The following is a 17455-nucleotide window of genomic DNA, read 5'->3' on the forward strand; positions in this document are numbered from 1 at the left end:
GCCGAACCACGTATTTCATCCTGCCTGTCGTCCCCGCATGCGCCCGCACGGCGCCACGTTTCTCCATCGATCCCGGCCGCACCGCTCGTTACCTATCACATGAGCTCTGGTCCGGTTGCCCCCAGCGAAGCACATCCCCGGGCAGCACGACCACCTCGGCGGAGCCGAAACCGGAGGCCGGCGCCGGCCCCTGTTCGAGCAGCACCGCACGCAGATCCTCGAGCGGGCCGGCCTCCAGATGAGCGAGCGCGCTCGAATCGGTGAACAGATGGGTGACCCACTCGTCGGCCAGCGCCTGCGTGCTCACCTCGTCCGACAGCACCATCGAGGCGCCCGCGATACCGGCGGCCACCACCTCGAGTAGTGCCGCGACCCCCTCGGGACGGCCGTGCCGGAAGGTCCGGGACTCGAAGGTGAGCTCCGTGCGGGACCGCAACCGATCCACGGCCTCGGCGAGCTGGTCGTAGCGCAGCACAGCGTCGGCCGCCGCGAATGCCGAATCGGTAGCGCGCAGCGCCCGGATCCGATTCGCGTAGGTGACCGGACGAGCCGACTCGCCCGCGATTTCGGCCGACACCGCCGGATCGTCGAGAATCAGCCATTCGATCCCGACCGGTCCAGGCTGCGGCCGGCTGTCCGACAGCGTGATTCCGATCTTGATCTCGAGCGCGGTCGGCAACGCCTCGCCATCGGCCACCGGAACCAGTGCGGCACCTGTCTTCAGCACAGCCCAGGTCGCGACGGTCGCTTCCACACCGCGGTCGAGGCGGACGGCGACACCGGTGCCGGGTCCGCATCCGCGCCCGATCAGCGCCCGGGCCAGCCGCGACGAGCGGGCGTCGAGTTCCCGATAGGTCACCGACTGTTCGCCCCAGGTCAGGGCGGGCCCTTCCGGATCGTCCTCGACCGCGGCGGCCAACGCTTGCGCCAGGGCGGTGCCGATGGTGGAACCACCGTCGGCCGGCTCGGGCTGCCCGACCTCGCTAGCCCGCGCGTCGACGGCCTCACCCAGATCGATCGCGCTCAGCAGAATCTGCGGATCGGCGGCCACCGCCGCCAGCACTCGCTCGAAACGGTTGCCGAGCACACGCATCGTCTCCGGCTCGAACAACTCCCGCGCGTAGGTGAACAGGGTGATCAGTTCCGCCGGGGATCCGTCGGAGCCGTGTTGCGGCTCGACGGTGACCTGCAGATCGAACTTCGCCGCCACCGCGTCGGTATCCAGCGCGGCGATGTGCAGGCCGGGCAGCTCCAGGTTGGGCCGCTCGTTGTTCTGGAACGACAGCACGACCGTGAACAGGCTCTGCGCCCCGCTCCTGCCGGGTGCGACGACCTCGGCCACCCGCTCGAACGGAATATCCGAATTGGCGAAGGCCGCCAGATCGGCTTCCCGAGCCGTCTCGACCAGGGTGTCGAAGGTATCGCCGGTATCGACGCCGGTACGCAACGTCAGCGTGTTGACGAACATGCCGACCAGATCATCGAGCGCGCGCTCACCTCGTCCGGCGATCGGGGTGCCGATCACGACGTCGGCGGAACCGGACTGACGCGCCAGCAGCGCCGCCAACGCGGCATGCACCACCATGAACAGCGACGAATTGTGTTCGCGCGCGATACGAACCAGACCCTCGTGCACCTGCGCGGGGACGGTGAAGCCGATCGCCTCGCCGCGCATCGACGCCACCGCCGGGCGCGGATGATCCGGCAGCAGCAGCGGCGAACCCGACACACCGGCCAGGCGCTCTCGCCAGAAGTCCAGCTGCCGGGCCGCCACCGAGTCCGGATCGTCATCGCTGCCGATCACCGAGCGCTGCCAGACGGCGAAGTCGGCGTACTGCACTTCCAGTGGCGCCCAACCGGGTTCGTGGCCGCCGCTGCGCGCGATATACGCGGTCACCAGGTCGCGGGCCAGCGGCGCCAGCGAGGCCCCGTCGCCGGCGATGTGGTGGAGCACCAGCGCCAGCAAGTGGTCGGAACCGTTGCGCAACAGCAATGCGCGGACCGGAACCTGTCGGGTGACATCGAATCCGGTGGCCATGAGCGCCGCGATCCGGCCGAACGGATCGTCGGCCGTCTCGACCGCCAGACCTTCCGGCAGCGCCTGGCGCGCCGACAGGATTTCCTGATACGGCGTCTCGTCCGGTCCGCCGACCGGATAGCGGGTCCGCAGGACCTCGTGCCGTTCCAGCACGTCGATCACGGCCTGGCGCAGCGCCTCGATATCGAGGGTGCCGGTGAGCCGGATGGCCAGTGGGATGTTGTAGGCCGGCGACTCGGGATCCAGCTGATTGATCACCCACATGCGCTGCTGGGCCAGCGACAGCGGAATGTACTCGTCGCGCACGGCCGGCTGCAGCCGCGGCCGGGCCGCCCCGCGCGCTCCGGGCACCACGCGGGCGGCCAGGCCCGCGACAGTCGAGGCTTCGAACAGTTCCCGGACAACGACATTCGAGTCCAGCGCCTCATTGATCCGCGCGACCGCACGAGTGGCCAGCAGCGAATTGCCTCCCAGGCCGAAGAAGTCGTCGTCGAGCCCGACCGCGACCTGCTTGTCCGATCCACCGAGCAGCTCGGCGAACACGTCCGCCACCGCCTGTTCGATCGGGGTACGGGGGGCACGGAATTCCGCGGCGCTGCGCACCGACGGTTCCGGCAGCGCGCGCCGATCGAGTTTGCCGTTGGGGGTCAGTGGGAGCGCATCGAGCACCACCAGCGCGTCCGGGACCATGTATCCGGTCAAGAAACGGGCCGCTTCGTCGCGCACCGTCATCGGATCCAGCTGCGCACCGGCCTCGCCGACGACATATCCGACCAGGCGCTCACCGCTGTGCTCGCCACTGCGAACCAGCGCGACCGCCTGCGCGACACCGGTACAGCGCAGCAGCGCCGCCTCGATCTCACCGAGTTCGATCCGGAAGCCGCGCAACTGCACCTGCTGGTCACTGCGCCCCGCGTATTCGAGCGCGGCCTCGCCGTCGAACCCGGCCCAGCGGCCGATATCGCCGGAGCGGTACATCCGCGAGCCGGCGGGCCCGTACGGATTGGCGACGAACCGGGTCGCGGTCAGACCCGGACGGCCGAGGTATCCGCGGGAGAGCTGATGGCCCGCGATGTACATTTCACCGGCCACCCCCACCGGCGCTGGATGCAGCCGATCGTCGAGCACATAGATCTCCAGCCCCGGCAGCGCCCGGCCGATAACGCTGACCGGATGATCGGCCAGCCACTCGTCGACGGCCAGGAACGAGACGTGCACCGTCGTTTCGGTGATGCCGTACATGTTCACCAGCTGCGGTTGCGACGCACCGTGCCGATCGAACCAGCGGGTGAGCTGGCGCAAATCCAGTGCCTCGCCACCGAACACGATGTAGCGCAACGCGAACTTGCTCGACTGCGGCACCATACCGCCGTCGCCGGCCGCACCGTGTGCGGCCCGGTCGGCCTCGGCGAGCTGGTAGAAAGCCGACGGCGTCTGGTTGAGCACCGTGACCTGCTCGCGAATCAGCAACTCGCGGAACAGTTCCGGGGATCGCGAGGTCAGATGATCGACGACCACGACGGCGCCGCCGTTGGCGAGCGCGCACCAGAGTTCCCATACCGAGAAGTCGAAGGCGAACGAGTGAAACAGCGTCCATACATCGGTTTCGTCGAAATCGAACAACAGCTGGGTGTTCGCGAACAGCTCGAGCACATTGCGATGGGTGACACCCACGCCCTTGGGCACACCGGTGGAGCCCGAGGTGTAGATGACATAGGCCAGATCCGATGGCCGCAGCGGCGCGCGACGGTCGGCATCGGTGACGGCGGCGCCGTCGAACTGACCGACTTCTTCCAGCAGCACGGTGGGAACAGCGCCGGGCGGCACCGCATCCCGCAGTTCGGCGGTGGTCAGCACACAGGCCGGTGCGGCGTCACCGAGCATGAACTCCAGCCGCTGCGCGGGATAGCCGGTATCGACCGGAAGGTAGGCACCGCCGGCGATCAGCACTCCGAGCAGCGCCACCGGCAGCTCCTCGGTTCGCGGAACTGCCACGGCCACAAGCGTTTCCGGGCCCACGCCACTGGCGATCAGGGCGCGGGCCACCCGGTTGGCGCGCTGCTGCAACTCGCCGAAGCTGAGCGTGACATCACCGAATCGAATGGCGGTCGCGCCCGGGCGGCGCCTCGCCTGAGCACCGATCAGATCCACCAGGGTCACCGGCGGCACCGCGACACCGGGGGTGTTCCAATCGTGCAACACCAGTTCGCGTTCGCCCGGGGACAGCACGTCGATATCGCCGACCACAGCGGCCGAATCGGCGGCCACGGCCGCCAGGATCCGGCGGAACCGGTCGATGAAATCGCGCACCGTGGCCTCGTCGAACAGGTCGGTCGCATAGGTGAACGCCGCCGAAACCCCCTGCGGCACACCGCGTTCGTCCTCGGCCTCGGCCATGGTGAGCTGGAGGTCGAACTTGGCCGGCTCGGAACCGAGATCGACACCCGACACCGCGAGCCCGGGCAACTCCAAGGCGGTGCGGGCCATGTTCTGGAAGGTCAGCATGACCTGGAAGAGCGGATGGCGCCCGGTCGAGCGCGCCGGATCCAGAATCTCCACCAGGCGCTCGAAGGGCACGTCCGCGTGGCCGAAGGCCGCCACGTCGGTGGCCCGCGCCGTTGCCAGTACCTCGTCGAACGGCTGCGAGGGATCGATCTCGGTACGCAGCACCAGCGTATTGACGAACATGCCGATCAGGTCGTCCAGTGCCGCGTCACCACGACCGGCGACGGGCGTGCCGATGACGATGTCCCGGCCGCCCGACAACCGGGCGAGCAGGGTGGCGAATGCCGCGTGCACGACCATGAACAGCGTCGAACTGTGTTCGTGGGCAATCCGCTTCAGTGATGCGTGCAATTGCGCATCGAGCTGGAAGTCGATCGTCGCGCCGGCGTTGGACGCCACCGCCGGGCGCGGGCGGTCGGCCGAGAGCTCCAGTTGCTCCGGCACCGCCGCCAACTGCCGCCGCCAGTACTCGATCTGCTGGGACAGCACCGATTCCGGGTCGTCGGCGGAGCCCAGGGCTTCCCGCTGCCACAGCGTGTAATCGGCGTACTGCACTGTCAGCGGCACCCACTCGGGTTCCGCACCCTGCACACGTTGCAGGTACGCCGTCATCAGATCACGGGTCAGCGGGCCCATCGAGAAGCCGTCACCGGCGATATGGTGGACGACGCACACCAGAATGTGCTCGCTCTCGCCGAGCCGGATCACGCGCAACCGCACGGGCGGCGCGGTCGTGACATCGAAACCGCCCGAGACGGTTTCGATCACCAGCCCGGCGACCTCGAACTCGGTGGCCGACACCACCGGCATCTCCGGAACGGCTCGGAGATCGGAGATCGGCAGAATCCGCTGATAACCCTCACCGTCCAATTCCGGGTACACGGTGCGCAACACCTCATGCCGCGCCACCAGATCCACCACCGCCGCCTGCAGGGCGGTGAGGTCGAGCTGTCCGGACAACCGGACCACGACGGGGATGTTGTTCACCGCGCCCGCGGGGTCGAACCGGTTGAGGAACCACATCCGTTGCTGCGCATACGACAGGGGGATGCGCTCCGGGCGCGGCATCGCCCGCAGCTGCGTACCCGCGCCCGCGTGTCGCTCGACCTGCGCGGCGAACGCGGCGACGGTGGACGCGTCGAACAGCAGCTGCACCGGGACGCGTGCCCCGAGCGCCGATCCGATTCGGGCGGCAGCCTGTGCCGCGAGCAGCGAATTGCCACCGAGTTCGAAGAAGTCGTCGTCGGCGCCGACCCGCCCCGGCTGACCGTCCACACCGGGGACCAGGAGCGCCGCGAAGACCTCGGCGACGATCTCCTCGACGGGTGTCGAGGGTGCGCGGAACTCCCGGGACGCGAAGCTCGGCTCCGGCAGCCGGGGCCGGTCCAATTTGCCGATCGGGGTCAGCGGAATCTCGTCCAGCACCATGATGACGGCCGGAACCATATACGCGGGCAAGGACTTCGCCAGGAAGTCCTCGAGCTCCTTGGTGTCCACGGCGGCGCCCGGCCGCGGCAGCACATAGGAGACCAAGCCGGTGGCACCCGACGGCAGCGGCTTACCCAGCGTCGCCGCGAAATCGATATCCGGATGGGCGGTGAGCGCGTTGTCGATCTCGCCGAGTTCGATGCGGAAACCGCGCACTTTGACCTGGAAATCGGAACGACCGAGGTATTCGATCGTCCCGGATGCCGTGCGGCGCACCAGATCACCCGTGCGGTACATCCGCTGCCCAGGGCCGTCTCCGAAGGGACCGGCCACGAAGCGCTCGGCCGTGAGGCCCGGGCGATTCAGATACCCCTGTGCCAGGGCCGGTCCGGCGAGGTAGAGCTCGCCGATCACATTCTCCGGAACCGGACGCAATCGCGAATCCAATACGAATGCGCCGATTCCCGGCAGGGGCGCACCGATCGTGATCAGTTCGCCCGGCACCAGCGGCGCGCCGGTGGTCGCCACGATCGTCGCCTCGGTCGGACCGTATTCGTTGTAGAACCGCCGGCCGTCGCGAGCCCATCGGGCCACCAGCTCCGGTCCGAAGCGGTCACCGATGACGGCCACGACCTCGAGGTCGGGCAGATTCTCCGACTCCACCGACTCCAGTGCACCGGGCGTGATGATCATGTGGGTGACCCGCGCGCGGCGGAGCAGATCGGCAAGTTCGAAGCCGCCGAACACATCCGGCGGCGAAACCACCAGTGTCGCGCCCGAGGAGAAGGTCAGCATCAGCTCCAGGACCGAGACGTCGAAGCTCGGCGAGCACACGTGCATCACACGGGATTCCCCGTCGACGCCCCAGCGCTCACGTTCGGCGGCGACCAGGCTGCCCAGGCCCGCATGGGTGACGACGACGCCCTTGGGCCGGCCGGTCGAGCCCGAGGTGTAGATGACGTATGCGGGATGCTGCTCGGTGAGCTGACGCACCCGATCGGTATAGGAAATCGGATGCGATGGATGCGCCGCGATCCGCTCGGCGACCGCCGCATCGTCGAGCTCGAGCCACTCCACCGCGGCGCCGAGCCCGGCGCGGTATGCCCCGAGGGTAAGCCCCAGGGCGGCACCCGAATCGGTGACGATGTGCCCGATGCGCTCGGGCGGATAGGTCGGATCGACCGGAACATAGGCCGCGCCGGTCTTGGCGATGGCCCACACCGACAGCACCGACTCGATCGAGCGGCCGATTCCGATGGCGACCACATCGCCGGCGCCGAGCCCGCGCGCGATCAGTTCGCGGGCCAGCCGCGAAGACGCCTCGTCCAGCTCACGGTAGGTGAGCTGTCGCGCATCCACCTCGTCACCGGTCGGATCGAACCGGATCGCTATCGCGTCCGCGGCGGATTCCACCGCAGCGGTCAGCAGCTGACCGAAAAGCGGGCTGCCCGACCGGCGGCGACGACCTCCACGAGCGGAACGGCGGGCAGTATCCATTCGAGTGTCTTCACCTCTCGCGTCCAGCAGGTCCGCACGGTCCAACACCCCCTCGCGCGGTCCGAGCAATCATATAAGGATGGCTGAGCCCCCGGGGCACGGCCGATCTACGGCCGCAACCCGCTGGTTCTCCTAGTTCTCATCGCTGCCAGGGTGCCTCGATGTTGCACCCCGCGTCGACCTCCGTGACTCTAGTCACAGCCGCACCGGCGGCCGCATGTCACAGCCAGCCGCGGCGGATCGCCTGCACGCCGGCCTGGAACCGGGTGCTGGCACCCAGGCGTTCCAGCAGACTGGCGGTCCGCCGCACCACCGTGCGCCGGGACATGCCCAGCCGCCGGGCGATGGTGTCGTCCGTCGCGCCCAGGCCCATCAGGGTCAGGATGGCCCGGTCGCGTTCGTCCAGCGGCTGGTCCGGATTCACCGAGATCGGCGCGGCCAGCGACCACAACACCTCGAAGGTGTGCACGATCGCGTCCAGCGCCGGGCAGGCCGCGATGCGCAGGCCCATCGGATCGCCGCGGCGTTCGTCGTGATGCAGCATCAGCGCCGCGCGGTCGTCGTCGGCGATGATCACCTTGAACGGCGGATCGGGCAGAGTGCGTGCCTGCGCTCCAGCGGTATTGGCCTGCAGCGCGAAGCGCAGCCGATCGGGATCCTGATAGATGGTGTCCTGATACAGCGTCTGATAGCGCACGCCCGCCGACATCCGCGCCGAGCGCACGTCGACCAGCCGCGCGGCGCGCTCGCCCTCGCACAGATACGGGCCCCGGTCGATCATCCGGATCCGGCTGCGCGCGGCCCGCTGCAGATCCTCGAATTCGGCGACCACCTCGCGGGCCTCGTACATCGGCACGACCGTGCCGTCGCCGCGCGTGGTGCGCCGCACCGAGCGGAAGGTCTCGCCGAGCCGGGCCGCGGCCTCGTGCATGCGCACGGTTTCGGCTTGGCGGCGGCGGGATTCGGCTTCCGACAGGGCCTCGGGAGCGTGGGCGTCCCAGCGGACGGTGTCGTCGATCTCGATGCGGACCACGGCCTGCATTTCGCAGAGTGTGTCCAGCGCGGCCGCGACGGCCTCGCGCGAGCACTCCAGATATTGCGCCAGTTCCGACAGGCTGGACCGCGGATGCTGCACCAGAGCTGTGTAGGTGCGGCCGTGCAAGGATCCGGAATCGAACAGCTCGTGCAAACCAGTCAATGCATCAACCCCCCGCGGCCGGCCGAGCCGGGCGGCCGACGACAGCGCGGGCGCTATTCGCCCGCCCCCCACGACTGCTGGGACAGGACGACGCCCTTGCTCGCCAGATAGGGAGCCGGATCGATCTTGACGTCGCTGGGATCCCAGATCTCCAGATGCAGGTGCGGACCGGTGGAGTTGCCGCGGTTGCCGACGGTGGCGATCACGTCACCGGCGTTCACCCGCTGGCCGACGTGGGTGAGGATGTCGTTGACGTGGCCGTACACCGCGGTGGTGCCGTCGTCCTGCTTCACCCGGACCCACAGCCCGAAGCCCGAGGCGGGACCGGCGTCGATCACCGTGCCGTTCTCCACCGAATGAATAGGAGTACCGATCGAATCGGCGAAGTCGACCCCGTAATGCATGGCGCCCCACCGGGATCCGAATCCGGAACTCACGACCCCGGCCACCGGCCGCACGGCCTGGGCCGGCGCGAGCTGCTGCTGAATACCCTTCAGCACCTCTTCGGCGTGCGAGAGCGGGCCGGCGACCTCGGGCGGCAGATTCTGCAGACCGAACGGGGCGGGCGCGGGCGCGGCCACCGGCTGAGCCTGCGGCGCGGCGGGAGTCTCGGCGGCGACCGGGGCGGCGACGGGTGCGGCCTGCTCGGCCTCGTGCGCGGGTTCGGAGGCCGACTTCAGCGCGACCGGTTCGGGGGTGTCGTTGTGGCCGCCGGGCAACAGCGGCGCGGCGTGCGCGAACTGGGTGGCGGTGCCGATCAGCGCACCGGTCGCGACCGCGGCGCTGGCGGCGAGCTTCATCCGGTCGCCGGTGCGCGGCTGGGCACGATGGCGAGTGGGACGCTCGGCCGCGCCGCTACCGGCGGAGATGTCACCGAGCAGGTCCTGAACGGATACGGAACTGGATGTCTCACGGTGCTGCGGCAAGGCTGGTCCTAGCGTCGATCAACTCGGCGGCGACGCCGGACGAAACCTGACATTCGGTAACGATTCGGCATCTGTTGTGACGGAAACTGTACTCCGTCGTGACCTTTTCGCAACCTCCCCGGCGGAATTCGCAGGTGGAAGGCTGATCTTGGTCCCGTGGGCACCGTTACCGAGGTCCGGGGCCGGGTTCAGACTGAGGGGGTGATCCTCGACAACGTGCGCACCCCGATCGTGCTGGCGCCGATGGCCGGCGGCCCGTCCACCCCGGAACTCGCCGCCGCTGTCGGCAACGCGGGCGGCCTGGGATTCCTCGCCGCCGGATATCTGAGCGCCACCGATACCGCCGCGCGCGTCGCGGCGCTGCGCGAGCTGACCGAGACCCCCTTTGGAGTGAATCTGTTCGTTCCGGGCACGCCCACACCGCCGGAACACTTCGCGGCCTACCTCGACCGGCTGGCCCGCCGTTTCCCGCTCGGCGAGGCGCGGTTCGACGCCGACGCCTGGGACGAGAAGCTCGATCTGCTCACCGCCGAGCCGGTCGCGGTGGTCTCGTGCACGTTCGGCTGCCCGTCGGAGGCCGAGATCGAGCGCCTGCATCGCGCCGGAACCGAGGTCTGGGTCACGGTGACCTCGGTACCCGAGGCCCGGGTCGCCGCCGAGACGGGTGCGGATGTCCTCGTCGCCCAGGGCGCGGAGGGTGGCGGGCATCGCGGCGGTTTCGCCGACCGGCCCGAGGAGGACGGCGCCGATCCCCTCACCACTCTGGCGCTGGTGCAACTGGTGCGCGCCACGGTCGACACGCCCGTGGTCGCGGCCGGCGGCATCGCCACCGGCGCGGGTATCGCCGCGGTCCTCGCCGCCGGCGCCGCGGCCGCACAACTGGGCACGGCCTTCCTCCGCTGCCCGGAGGCGGGCACCTCGGCACTGCACCGCGATGCGCTCGCGATCGAGACGCCCACCATGCTGACCCGCGCCTTCAGCGGCCGCCGGGCCCGTGGGCTGCGCAATCAATTCATTCTCGACAATCCCGACGCGCCCGCGGCCTACCCTGAAATCCATTACGCCACCGGACCGTTGCGCGCGCAGGCCCGCGCCGCCGGCAACCCCGACGCGGTGAACCTGTGGGCCGGGCAGGCGCATACCCTCGCCGACGCCGTTCCGGCCGCCGACCTGGTGCGCACGCTCACGGAGGAAACGAAAGCCGCTCTGCAATCGGCACTTTCGCGACCATTCGGGTCTTGTTGACAACGTTTGTCGTTTAGACTCGTGGGACATCACCCGCCATCCCACGAGGAGAGCGTCATGTCATTGGATGTCCCAGCCGCACTGCTCGAACGCGCCGAAAGCGGTCCGGTCAGCGACGAGGAATTCGTCGAATGCGTTCGCACCTCACTGCCCTACGCCTACGAGGTCGTCAGCCGGGTGGCCGCCGACCTGCGTTCCGGCACAGCAGAATTCGCGGACAATCAGGTTCCCCCGCCGGACGAGACAGCCCGCGGCCAACTGCTGCGCGCGATGGCGTCCGATTCGATTCGCGGCAGCCTGGAGCGGCATTTCGGCATCAAGCTCGCCTTCCAGAACTGCCATCGGGTGGCGGCCTTCCCGCTGTCGGCCGTCGGTGGCGACACCTACTCCACCTTCATCTCCACCCGCGCTCAACTGCTCAATCAGAGCCCGGAACTGCGTAACTGCTGAGCCGTACGGTTCCGGCGCCGGCGGTGTCCGGCGCCGGGACCGGCGTTACGCTCCGGCGCCCTCGCCCCACTCCCGCAGCCGCCGTTTGAGGACCTTCCCGGTGGGGTTGCGCGGCAGTTCGTCGATGAACACCACGTCGCGAGGCACCTTGTAGCGCGCGAGGTTGGCCTTCACATGCGCCCTGATCTCCTCCGCGCCGAGGGCTTCGGTGGTGCGGACGACGAAAGCCACCAGCCGGGCGCCGTATTCGTCGTCGGGTACTCCGATGACCGCGGCCTCGCGCACGTCCGGATGTGCGTCGAGCAATTCCTCGACCTCGGCCGGGAACACGTTCTCCCCGCCGGAGACGATCATGTCGTCGTCCCGTCCGTCGATGAAAAGCCTTCCGGCCGAATCGAAATGGCCGATATCGCCGGTGGACATCAGGCCGCGGATCCGCTCCTTACCGCCGCCACCGGTATAGCCGTCGAAGGGAATCGCGTTGCGGACGAAGATCCGCCCGGCCGTCCCGGACGGTACGGGCTCGCCCCGCTCGTCGAGGATCTCGACCACAGCGCCCATCACCGGTGACCCCACGCATCCCGGCTCTTCCGCCAGATCCTCCGGCGTGGCGATGGTGGCGTAGGCGACCTCGGTGGATCCGTACAGGTTGTAGACGACCGGCCCGAACGCGGCGGTCACGCGCCGGCACAGCTCGGCGCCGAGCTGCGATCCGGCGACGAAAACGATGCGCAGCGCCGACAGATCCCGCTCGCGCACCGCCTGCGGACCCGATTCGACCATGCGCGCGAGCATCACCGGCACCACGATCAGCGCGGTCGCACGGTGCTCGGCCATACTGTCGATCACCCGCTGCGGATCGAATCGCCGCCGGATCACCAACGTCGAGCCGAAGCCGATGGCCAGCAACGACATTGCGAAACCGAGGGTGTGGAACAGCGGTGCCGGACATTCGGTCACCTCACGGGTCCGGAACGGCACCTTGCTGAGAATCGCGCCCAGCGGTTCCAGGGAACGCGGCTCCGATCGCGGCGCACCCTTGGGCGTGCCGGTGGTGCCGCTGGTCAACAGGATGATCTTGGCGCCGGAACGCGAGATCGGCGGCGTGGCGGGCGAGCCGGCGGTGATCAGCGACTCCAGGCTGGAGGTGTGCCCGGTCTCCGACCACGCCCGATAGGCCCCGCGCCGAGGGCTCAGATCGCCGAGGATGGATTCGTACTCCTCGTCGTACACCAGCAGATCGGCGCCCTCGCGGGCCGCCACATCCCGCAGTTGCGGCCCGGCGAAGTCGGTGTTCAACAAGATGATCCGGGCCCCGCACTTGGCCGCGGCGAAGACCGCGTCGAGCAGGCCGCGGTGGTTGCGGGCCAGAATCGCCACACCCTCACCGGTGCGCAGTCCGCGTTTGCGCCATTCGTTGGCCAGCCGGTTGGAGCGGTCCTCGAGTTCGCGGTAGCTGAGCGTACCGAGTTCGTCGATCACCGCGGCGCGATCGCCGTAGCGGGCGGCGGCCAGCCGCAGCAGCGCGGGCAGCGCACCGTGCCGGAGCAACGCGTCGCCCGCGGACAGCACCGTCAACGGCGAGTCGAATCCGACCACGCCACTGCCGACCGCGAGCCGCAGATATTCCAGTTCGGCCCACGCCCGCGCGATCACCGTGCGTAACAGATTCACCGTCATGCTCGAATCCCCCTGCCGCGCCGACTGTCTCGCATCGGATGGCGGTGCACGCCCATTACGCCGGACCTCTCTGTCCCCGCCCGGTGAGGCGGGGTCCGCGAGGAGGCAACGGCTGCGTGGCCACGCGGGCTCCCCTGTCGGGCGCTACAACACCGCCTCTTCGACGGTACGCGCCCTCACCGTAACCCCACGGCGCACCGTCGGTCGACCGGCAGCGGCCGACCGCGGCTGTGCGGGCAGAATCGCTACTGCCCGAGTCGTTACTTTCCGTGTGCGCGCAACTGGTACAGCCCCCGAGTCTCGGCGACGACCACGCCGTCGGCGTCGGTCACGGTGGCCTCGAGGGTGAAGTCGGCCTTGCCGTTGGCCTCGGCGTCGGCGATCACCCGGGCGATCTCCTCCTCCGAGAGCGAAGCCTGGGCCCGCACATCGGTTTTCGCCGGCTTGCGGAAGAAGATCTGCAGGTCCTTCACCAGCGGGTAGTACTTGGCGCTGTCGAAGGTGGCGATCGGAATGGCGCCGCCGAGAATTTCCGCGACGGTGAACAGCACGCCGGCGTACATGACGCCGAAGTGGTTGCCGTTGCCCTCGATCGGCACGGTGGTGGCGGCGAATCCGGGCCGCACCTCGAGCGCCTGCACACCCATCTTGTGCGCGATCGGGATGGTGAACTCCAGCGCGCCGTTCACCACATCCGCGAAGGCGGGGGTGTCGTTGTTCGTCTCGGCGCTGCTCGTCTCGGTCATCGCCAACCCTTTCTGCACGTGATCGGACGCCCACCGGACGCCGGTGCTCAGCCTACGACACCTTGTTGACATAGCGCCAACAGGTCCCTCCGGCCGACCGGCGCCGGTGTCCGCGACCCGTTCGCACCGCAGCCGCGACCGGATGTTCCGGCCGCGGCTGCGGTACTTCGTGACGCTCTACTTCACAGCGTCGTGACGCTCAATTCGCCGTCGGCATACCGAGCCCGAAGCCGCTTCTTGTCGAATTTGCCGACGCTGGTCTTGGGCACCTCGTCGATGAAGGTCCAGTGCTCGGGCAGCTGCCACTTGGCGAACTTGTCCGCCAGGAAGTCGCGCAATTCGGCCGGTTCGGCGGTCGAGCCCTCTTTGAGGACGATGGCGACCAGCGGCCGCTCGTCCCACTTCTCGTCCGGCACCCCGATCACCGAGGCCTCCGCGACGGCCGGATGACCCATGATCGCGTTCTCCAGATCGACCGAGGAGATCCATTCGCCGCCGGACTTGATGACATCCTTGGATCGGTCGACCAGCGTGAGGTAGCCGTTGGGCGTGATCTTGCCGACGTCACCGGTGCGCAGCCAGCCGTCGTCGAACTTGTCCGGGTCGACGGACGCGCCCTCGGGTGAGTAATAGGCCCCCGCGATCCACGGGCCGCGCACCTCGAGTTCGCCCACGGCCTCGCCGTCGTTGGGCAGCACCGAGCCGTCGTCGCCGACCAGGCGCGCCTGGACCAGGGCCGGGAACCGTCCCTGCGTGTAGCGGTACTCCCATTCGTCCTCGCCCGTCACGCCTTTGGGCGGATGCGCGACGCTGCCCAGCGGTGAGGTTTCGGTCATCCCCCAGGCGTGCAGCAGCCGTACCCCGTGCTTTTCCTGGAAGGCCCGCATCATCGCCGGCGGCAGCGCGGACCCGCCGACGACCACCTCGCGTAGATGCGTGATGTCCTGCGGCTTCGCCTCCAACTGCGCCAGTACGCCACCCCAGATGGTCGGCACCGCCGCGGCGAAGGTCGGCTGTACCGCGGCCATCATCTCCAGCAGCGGCGCCGGTTGCAGGAAGCGGTCGGGCATCAGCACACTCGCCCCCGACAGCATCGCGGCGTACGGCAGGCCCCAGGCGTTGGCGTGGAACAGCGGCACGATGGCCAGGACGGTGTCGGAGGAGGTGAATCCCATACTCGCGTTGGTCAGCACCTGCATGGCGTGCAGCACATTGGACCGGTGCGAATACACCACGCCCTTGGGGTCGCCGGTGGTGCCGGAGGTGTAGCACATCCCGGCCGCGGAGCGTTCGTCGACGATCGGGAAATCGTAGGTATCGGGTTGTCCCGCAAGCAGTTCCGTGTAGGAGTGCACCTGCACGCCCTCGGGGGCGGTCAGATCCGCGGCGTTGCCGTTGGCCACGATGACGTGGCGGACGGTCTTCAGCGTCGGCAGATAGTTGGCGAACATCGGCAGCAGCGAGCCGTCGACGATCACGACCCGATCCTCGGCGTGATTGGCCACGAAGGTGACCTGCTCGGGGAACAGCCGCAGGTTCAGCGCGTGCAGCACGGCGCCCATCGCGGGCACGGCGGCGTAGGCGACCATATGCTCGTTGTTGTTCCACATGAACGTGGCGACCCGATCGCCCACATCGATCCCCAGCCCCCGCAGCGCGTTGGCCAGCCGCGCCGATTCCGCACCCAATTCCCGATAGGTCATGGTGCGCACCCCGTCGCCCGTCCACGTCGACACCGTGGCATCGCCGTGGAACGTGGACGCATATCGCAGCAGGGTGGCCAGCGACAGTTGATCGTCCTGCATCGTGCTCAACATCAGTAACCGCACTCCTTCACCGGTGAACGACGTCACACCTGCCGCGAGGATAGCCGAAACCGGACGTAGCGGTTATCGACCCGACCGGATGGTCCACTTTTCCCGCGACACGCGGCGCGAACAGCACAGACATGGGATGAATCGGCTGCACGTGGCGAACCCCTGATCGCCACGTGCAGCCGCCCCTGCCGTCCGGGTGCACCCGGATACGGCAGATCCGTCCCGGATGGCCGCCGGCCGCGCGACGACACCCCCTGCAGCGCCGTCGAAACGCCAAATGCCCACCGGGACAGGCTTTTTGAAGAGGAACTGCTATAGATAGTAGGTTCGGCGGCCCGGAACTGTCCAGCGGAGTCGCATGTCCGGTCCGGCGCGGCGGCCGCGGTGTGGCCGGAAATATTGATTCGGTGGCCGCTGATCTCTCGGAAACGGCCGCCCCGCGCTCTACTCTTCGACTATGACTGCCACGCCATCCATCGTGATCATCGGCGCCGGATTCGCCGGCCTCGGCATGGCGCTGGAATTGCAGCGCGCCGGTATCGACACTTTCACCATCGTCGAGAAGGCCGGCGATCTGGGCGGCGTCTGGCGCGAGAACACCTATCCGGGCGCGGCCTGCGACGTGCCCTCGCCGCTGTACTCGTGGTCGTTCGAACCCAAATCCGACTGGCCGCGCCGCTTTTCACAGCAGCGCGACATCCACGCGTATATGCGCGCGGTCGCCGAGAAGCACGATCTGCCGCGCAAGATCCGCTTCGGCGTCGAGGTCACCGATGCGGAATTCGATGCCGTGCGCGGTGTCTGGCAGGTACGCACCGCCGACGGCGAGACCCTCACCGCCGACATACTGATTCCGGCGGTGGGCCAGCTCTCGCGTCCGGCGATGCCGAATATCCCCGGCATCGACACCTTCACCGGTCCCGCCTTCCACTCCGCCGAATGGGACCACGGCGTCGATCTCACCGGTAAGCGGGTGGCGTGCATCGGTACCGGAGCCAGTGCGATCCAATACATTCCGGCCATTCAGCCGACGGTCGGACATCTCACCCTGTTCCAGCGCTCCGCCGCCTGGGTGCTGCCGAAATTCGATACCGAATACACCGGCCTGCATCACGCGCTGTTCCAGTACTTTCCGCCCAGCCGGTGGGCCGAACGCTTCGCCATCTGGACCTTCTTCGAGGTGATGGCACTGGCACTGACCGACGTGCCGTGGATCAAACATCCGGTGATCGCGATCGCCGACCGGCATCGTGCCAAAGCCGTACCCGACGAGCAACTGCGCGCCAAGCTCACTCCGGATTACGCCGCGGGATGTAAGCGCGGCCTGTTCTCCAACGAGTACTTCCCCGCGCTCGCCCAGCCCAATGTCAGTGTGGAGACCACCGCCATCGAGGCGGTGACGGCGAACGGAATCCGCACCGCCGACGGCGTCGAGCATCCGGTGGACGTGATCATCTACGGCACCGGATTCAAGGGCACCGAATTCCTCGCGCCGATGCGCATCTACGGCCTGGGCGGCCGCAAACTGTCCGACGAATGGGCGCCGGAGGGCGCGCGGGCGTTCCTGGGCATGTCGGTGCCGGGCTTCCCGAATCTGTTCATGATGTACGGACCCAATACCAATGTGGGCTCCGGTTCGATCATCTACATGCTGGAATCACAGGCCCGCTACATCCGGCAGGTGGTGGAGTATCTGTCCGCCAAACCCGGACATTTCCTCGCCGCGCAGCCCGCCGCCGAACAGGCCTGGGACGACTGGTTGCGCAAGCGCCTGGCCGATACGCCCTGGAACTTCTGCTCCAGCTGGTACCGCAACGCCTCCGGCCGCATCACCAACAACTGGCCCGGCGCCACGCTGCTGTTCCGGTGGAAGACACGGCGTTTCGACCCGGCCGACTACGCCGAGGGCGTGGCCGGATCCTGAG

9 protein-coding genes are annotated in these 17455 nt (G+C 68.4%); 3 read left to right on the forward strand and 6 right to left on the reverse strand.

All coding sequences use genetic code 11. The features are described from left to right. Window positions 1–88 precede the first annotated feature (88 nt). The 3 genes from NMI01S_RS02040 to NMI01S_RS02050 form a co-directional block, all read right to left on the reverse strand. A complete protein-coding gene (locus NMI01S_RS02040; protein WP_062994329.1) occupies window positions 89–7468 on the reverse strand; it encodes a non-ribosomal peptide synthetase in 7380 nt (2459 codons plus the stop codon). Window positions 7469–7688: 220 nt separating this feature from the next. Further along, complete coding sequence (locus NMI01S_RS02045; RefSeq protein ID WP_062994330.1) at window positions 7689–8666, reverse strand: helix-turn-helix transcriptional regulator; 978 nt, start codon at window positions 8664–8666, stop codon at window positions 7689–7691. A gap of 53 nt (window positions 8667–8719) precedes the next feature. Further along, window positions 8720–9592 carry a M23 family metallopeptidase gene (locus tag NMI01S_RS02050; protein WP_062994331.1) on the reverse strand — a complete coding sequence of 291 codons (873 nt, stop codon included), beginning with the start codon at window positions 9590–9592 and terminating at the stop codon, window positions 8720–8722. Between the two features lie 201 nt (window positions 9593–9793). Here NMI01S_RS02050 and NMI01S_RS02055 point away from each other — a divergent pair, with 201 nt between their 5' ends. Then, complete coding sequence (locus tag NMI01S_RS02055) at window positions 9794–10837, forward strand: nitronate monooxygenase (protein ID WP_174554429.1); 1044 nt, start codon at window positions 9794–9796, stop codon at window positions 10835–10837. Between the two features lie 57 nt (window positions 10838–10894). Continuing rightward, a complete protein-coding gene (locus NMI01S_RS02060; RefSeq protein ID WP_030513337.1) occupies window positions 10895–11287 on the forward strand; it encodes an SCO5389 family protein in 393 nt (130 codons plus the stop codon). A gap of 45 nt (window positions 11288–11332) precedes the next feature. Here NMI01S_RS02060 and NMI01S_RS02065 read toward each other — a convergent pair whose 3' ends face one another. From NMI01S_RS02065 to NMI01S_RS02075, 3 genes are all read right to left on the reverse strand, one after another. Continuing rightward, on the reverse strand, window positions 11333–12967 hold the full coding sequence (locus NMI01S_RS02065) for an acyl-CoA synthetase (RefSeq protein WP_062994332.1): 1635 nt from the start codon (window positions 12965–12967) through the stop codon (window positions 11333–11335). A 260-nt stretch (window positions 12968–13227) separates the two neighbouring features. Beyond that, a complete protein-coding gene (locus NMI01S_RS02070; protein WP_062994333.1) occupies window positions 13228–13713 on the reverse strand; it encodes a PaaI family thioesterase in 486 nt (161 codons plus the stop codon). A gap of 182 nt (window positions 13714–13895) precedes the next feature. Then, window positions 13896–15530 carry a long-chain fatty acid--CoA ligase gene (locus NMI01S_RS02075; RefSeq protein WP_062994720.1) on the reverse strand — a complete coding sequence of 545 codons (1635 nt, stop codon included), beginning with the start codon at window positions 15528–15530 and terminating at the stop codon, window positions 13896–13898. A gap of 457 nt (window positions 15531–15987) precedes the next feature. Here NMI01S_RS02075 and NMI01S_RS02080 point away from each other — a divergent pair, with 457 nt between their 5' ends. After that, entirely contained in the window at window positions 15988–17454 is a 1467-nt protein-coding gene (locus NMI01S_RS02080; RefSeq protein ID WP_062994334.1) for a flavin-containing monooxygenase, read from the forward strand. The last annotated feature ends 1 nt before the right edge of the window (window position 17455 follow it).

This window comes from Nocardia mikamii NBRC 108933 (genome assembly GCF_001613505.1).
GTDB classification, from domain to species: domain Bacteria; phylum Actinomycetota; class Actinomycetes; order Mycobacteriales; family Mycobacteriaceae; genus Nocardia; species Nocardia mikamii.

What these genes read in the sequence shown, in the direction of transcription:
- NMI01S_RS02040 (WP_062994329.1), bottom strand. Translation starts at nt 7,468, where the DNA reads ATGGATACTGCCCGCCGTTCCGCTCGTGGAGGTCGTCGCCGCCGGTCG.
- NMI01S_RS02060 (WP_030513337.1), top strand. Translation starts at nt 10,895, where the DNA reads ATGTCATTGGATGTCCCAGCCGCACTGCTCGAACGCGCCGAAAGCGGT.
- NMI01S_RS02065 (WP_062994332.1), bottom strand. Translation starts at nt 12,967, where the DNA reads ATGACGGTGAATCTGTTACGCACGGTGATCGCGCGGGCGTGGGCCGAA.
- NMI01S_RS02070 (WP_062994333.1), bottom strand. Translation starts at nt 13,713, where the DNA reads ATGACCGAGACGAGCAGCGCCGAGACGAACAACGACACCCCCGCCTTC.
- NMI01S_RS02075 (WP_062994720.1), bottom strand. Translation starts at nt 15,530, where the DNA reads ATGTTGAGCACGATGCAGGACGATCAACTGTCGCTGGCCACCCTGCTG.
- NMI01S_RS02080 (WP_062994334.1), top strand. Translation starts at nt 15,988, where the DNA reads ATGACTGCCACGCCATCCATCGTGATCATCGGCGCCGGATTCGCCGGC.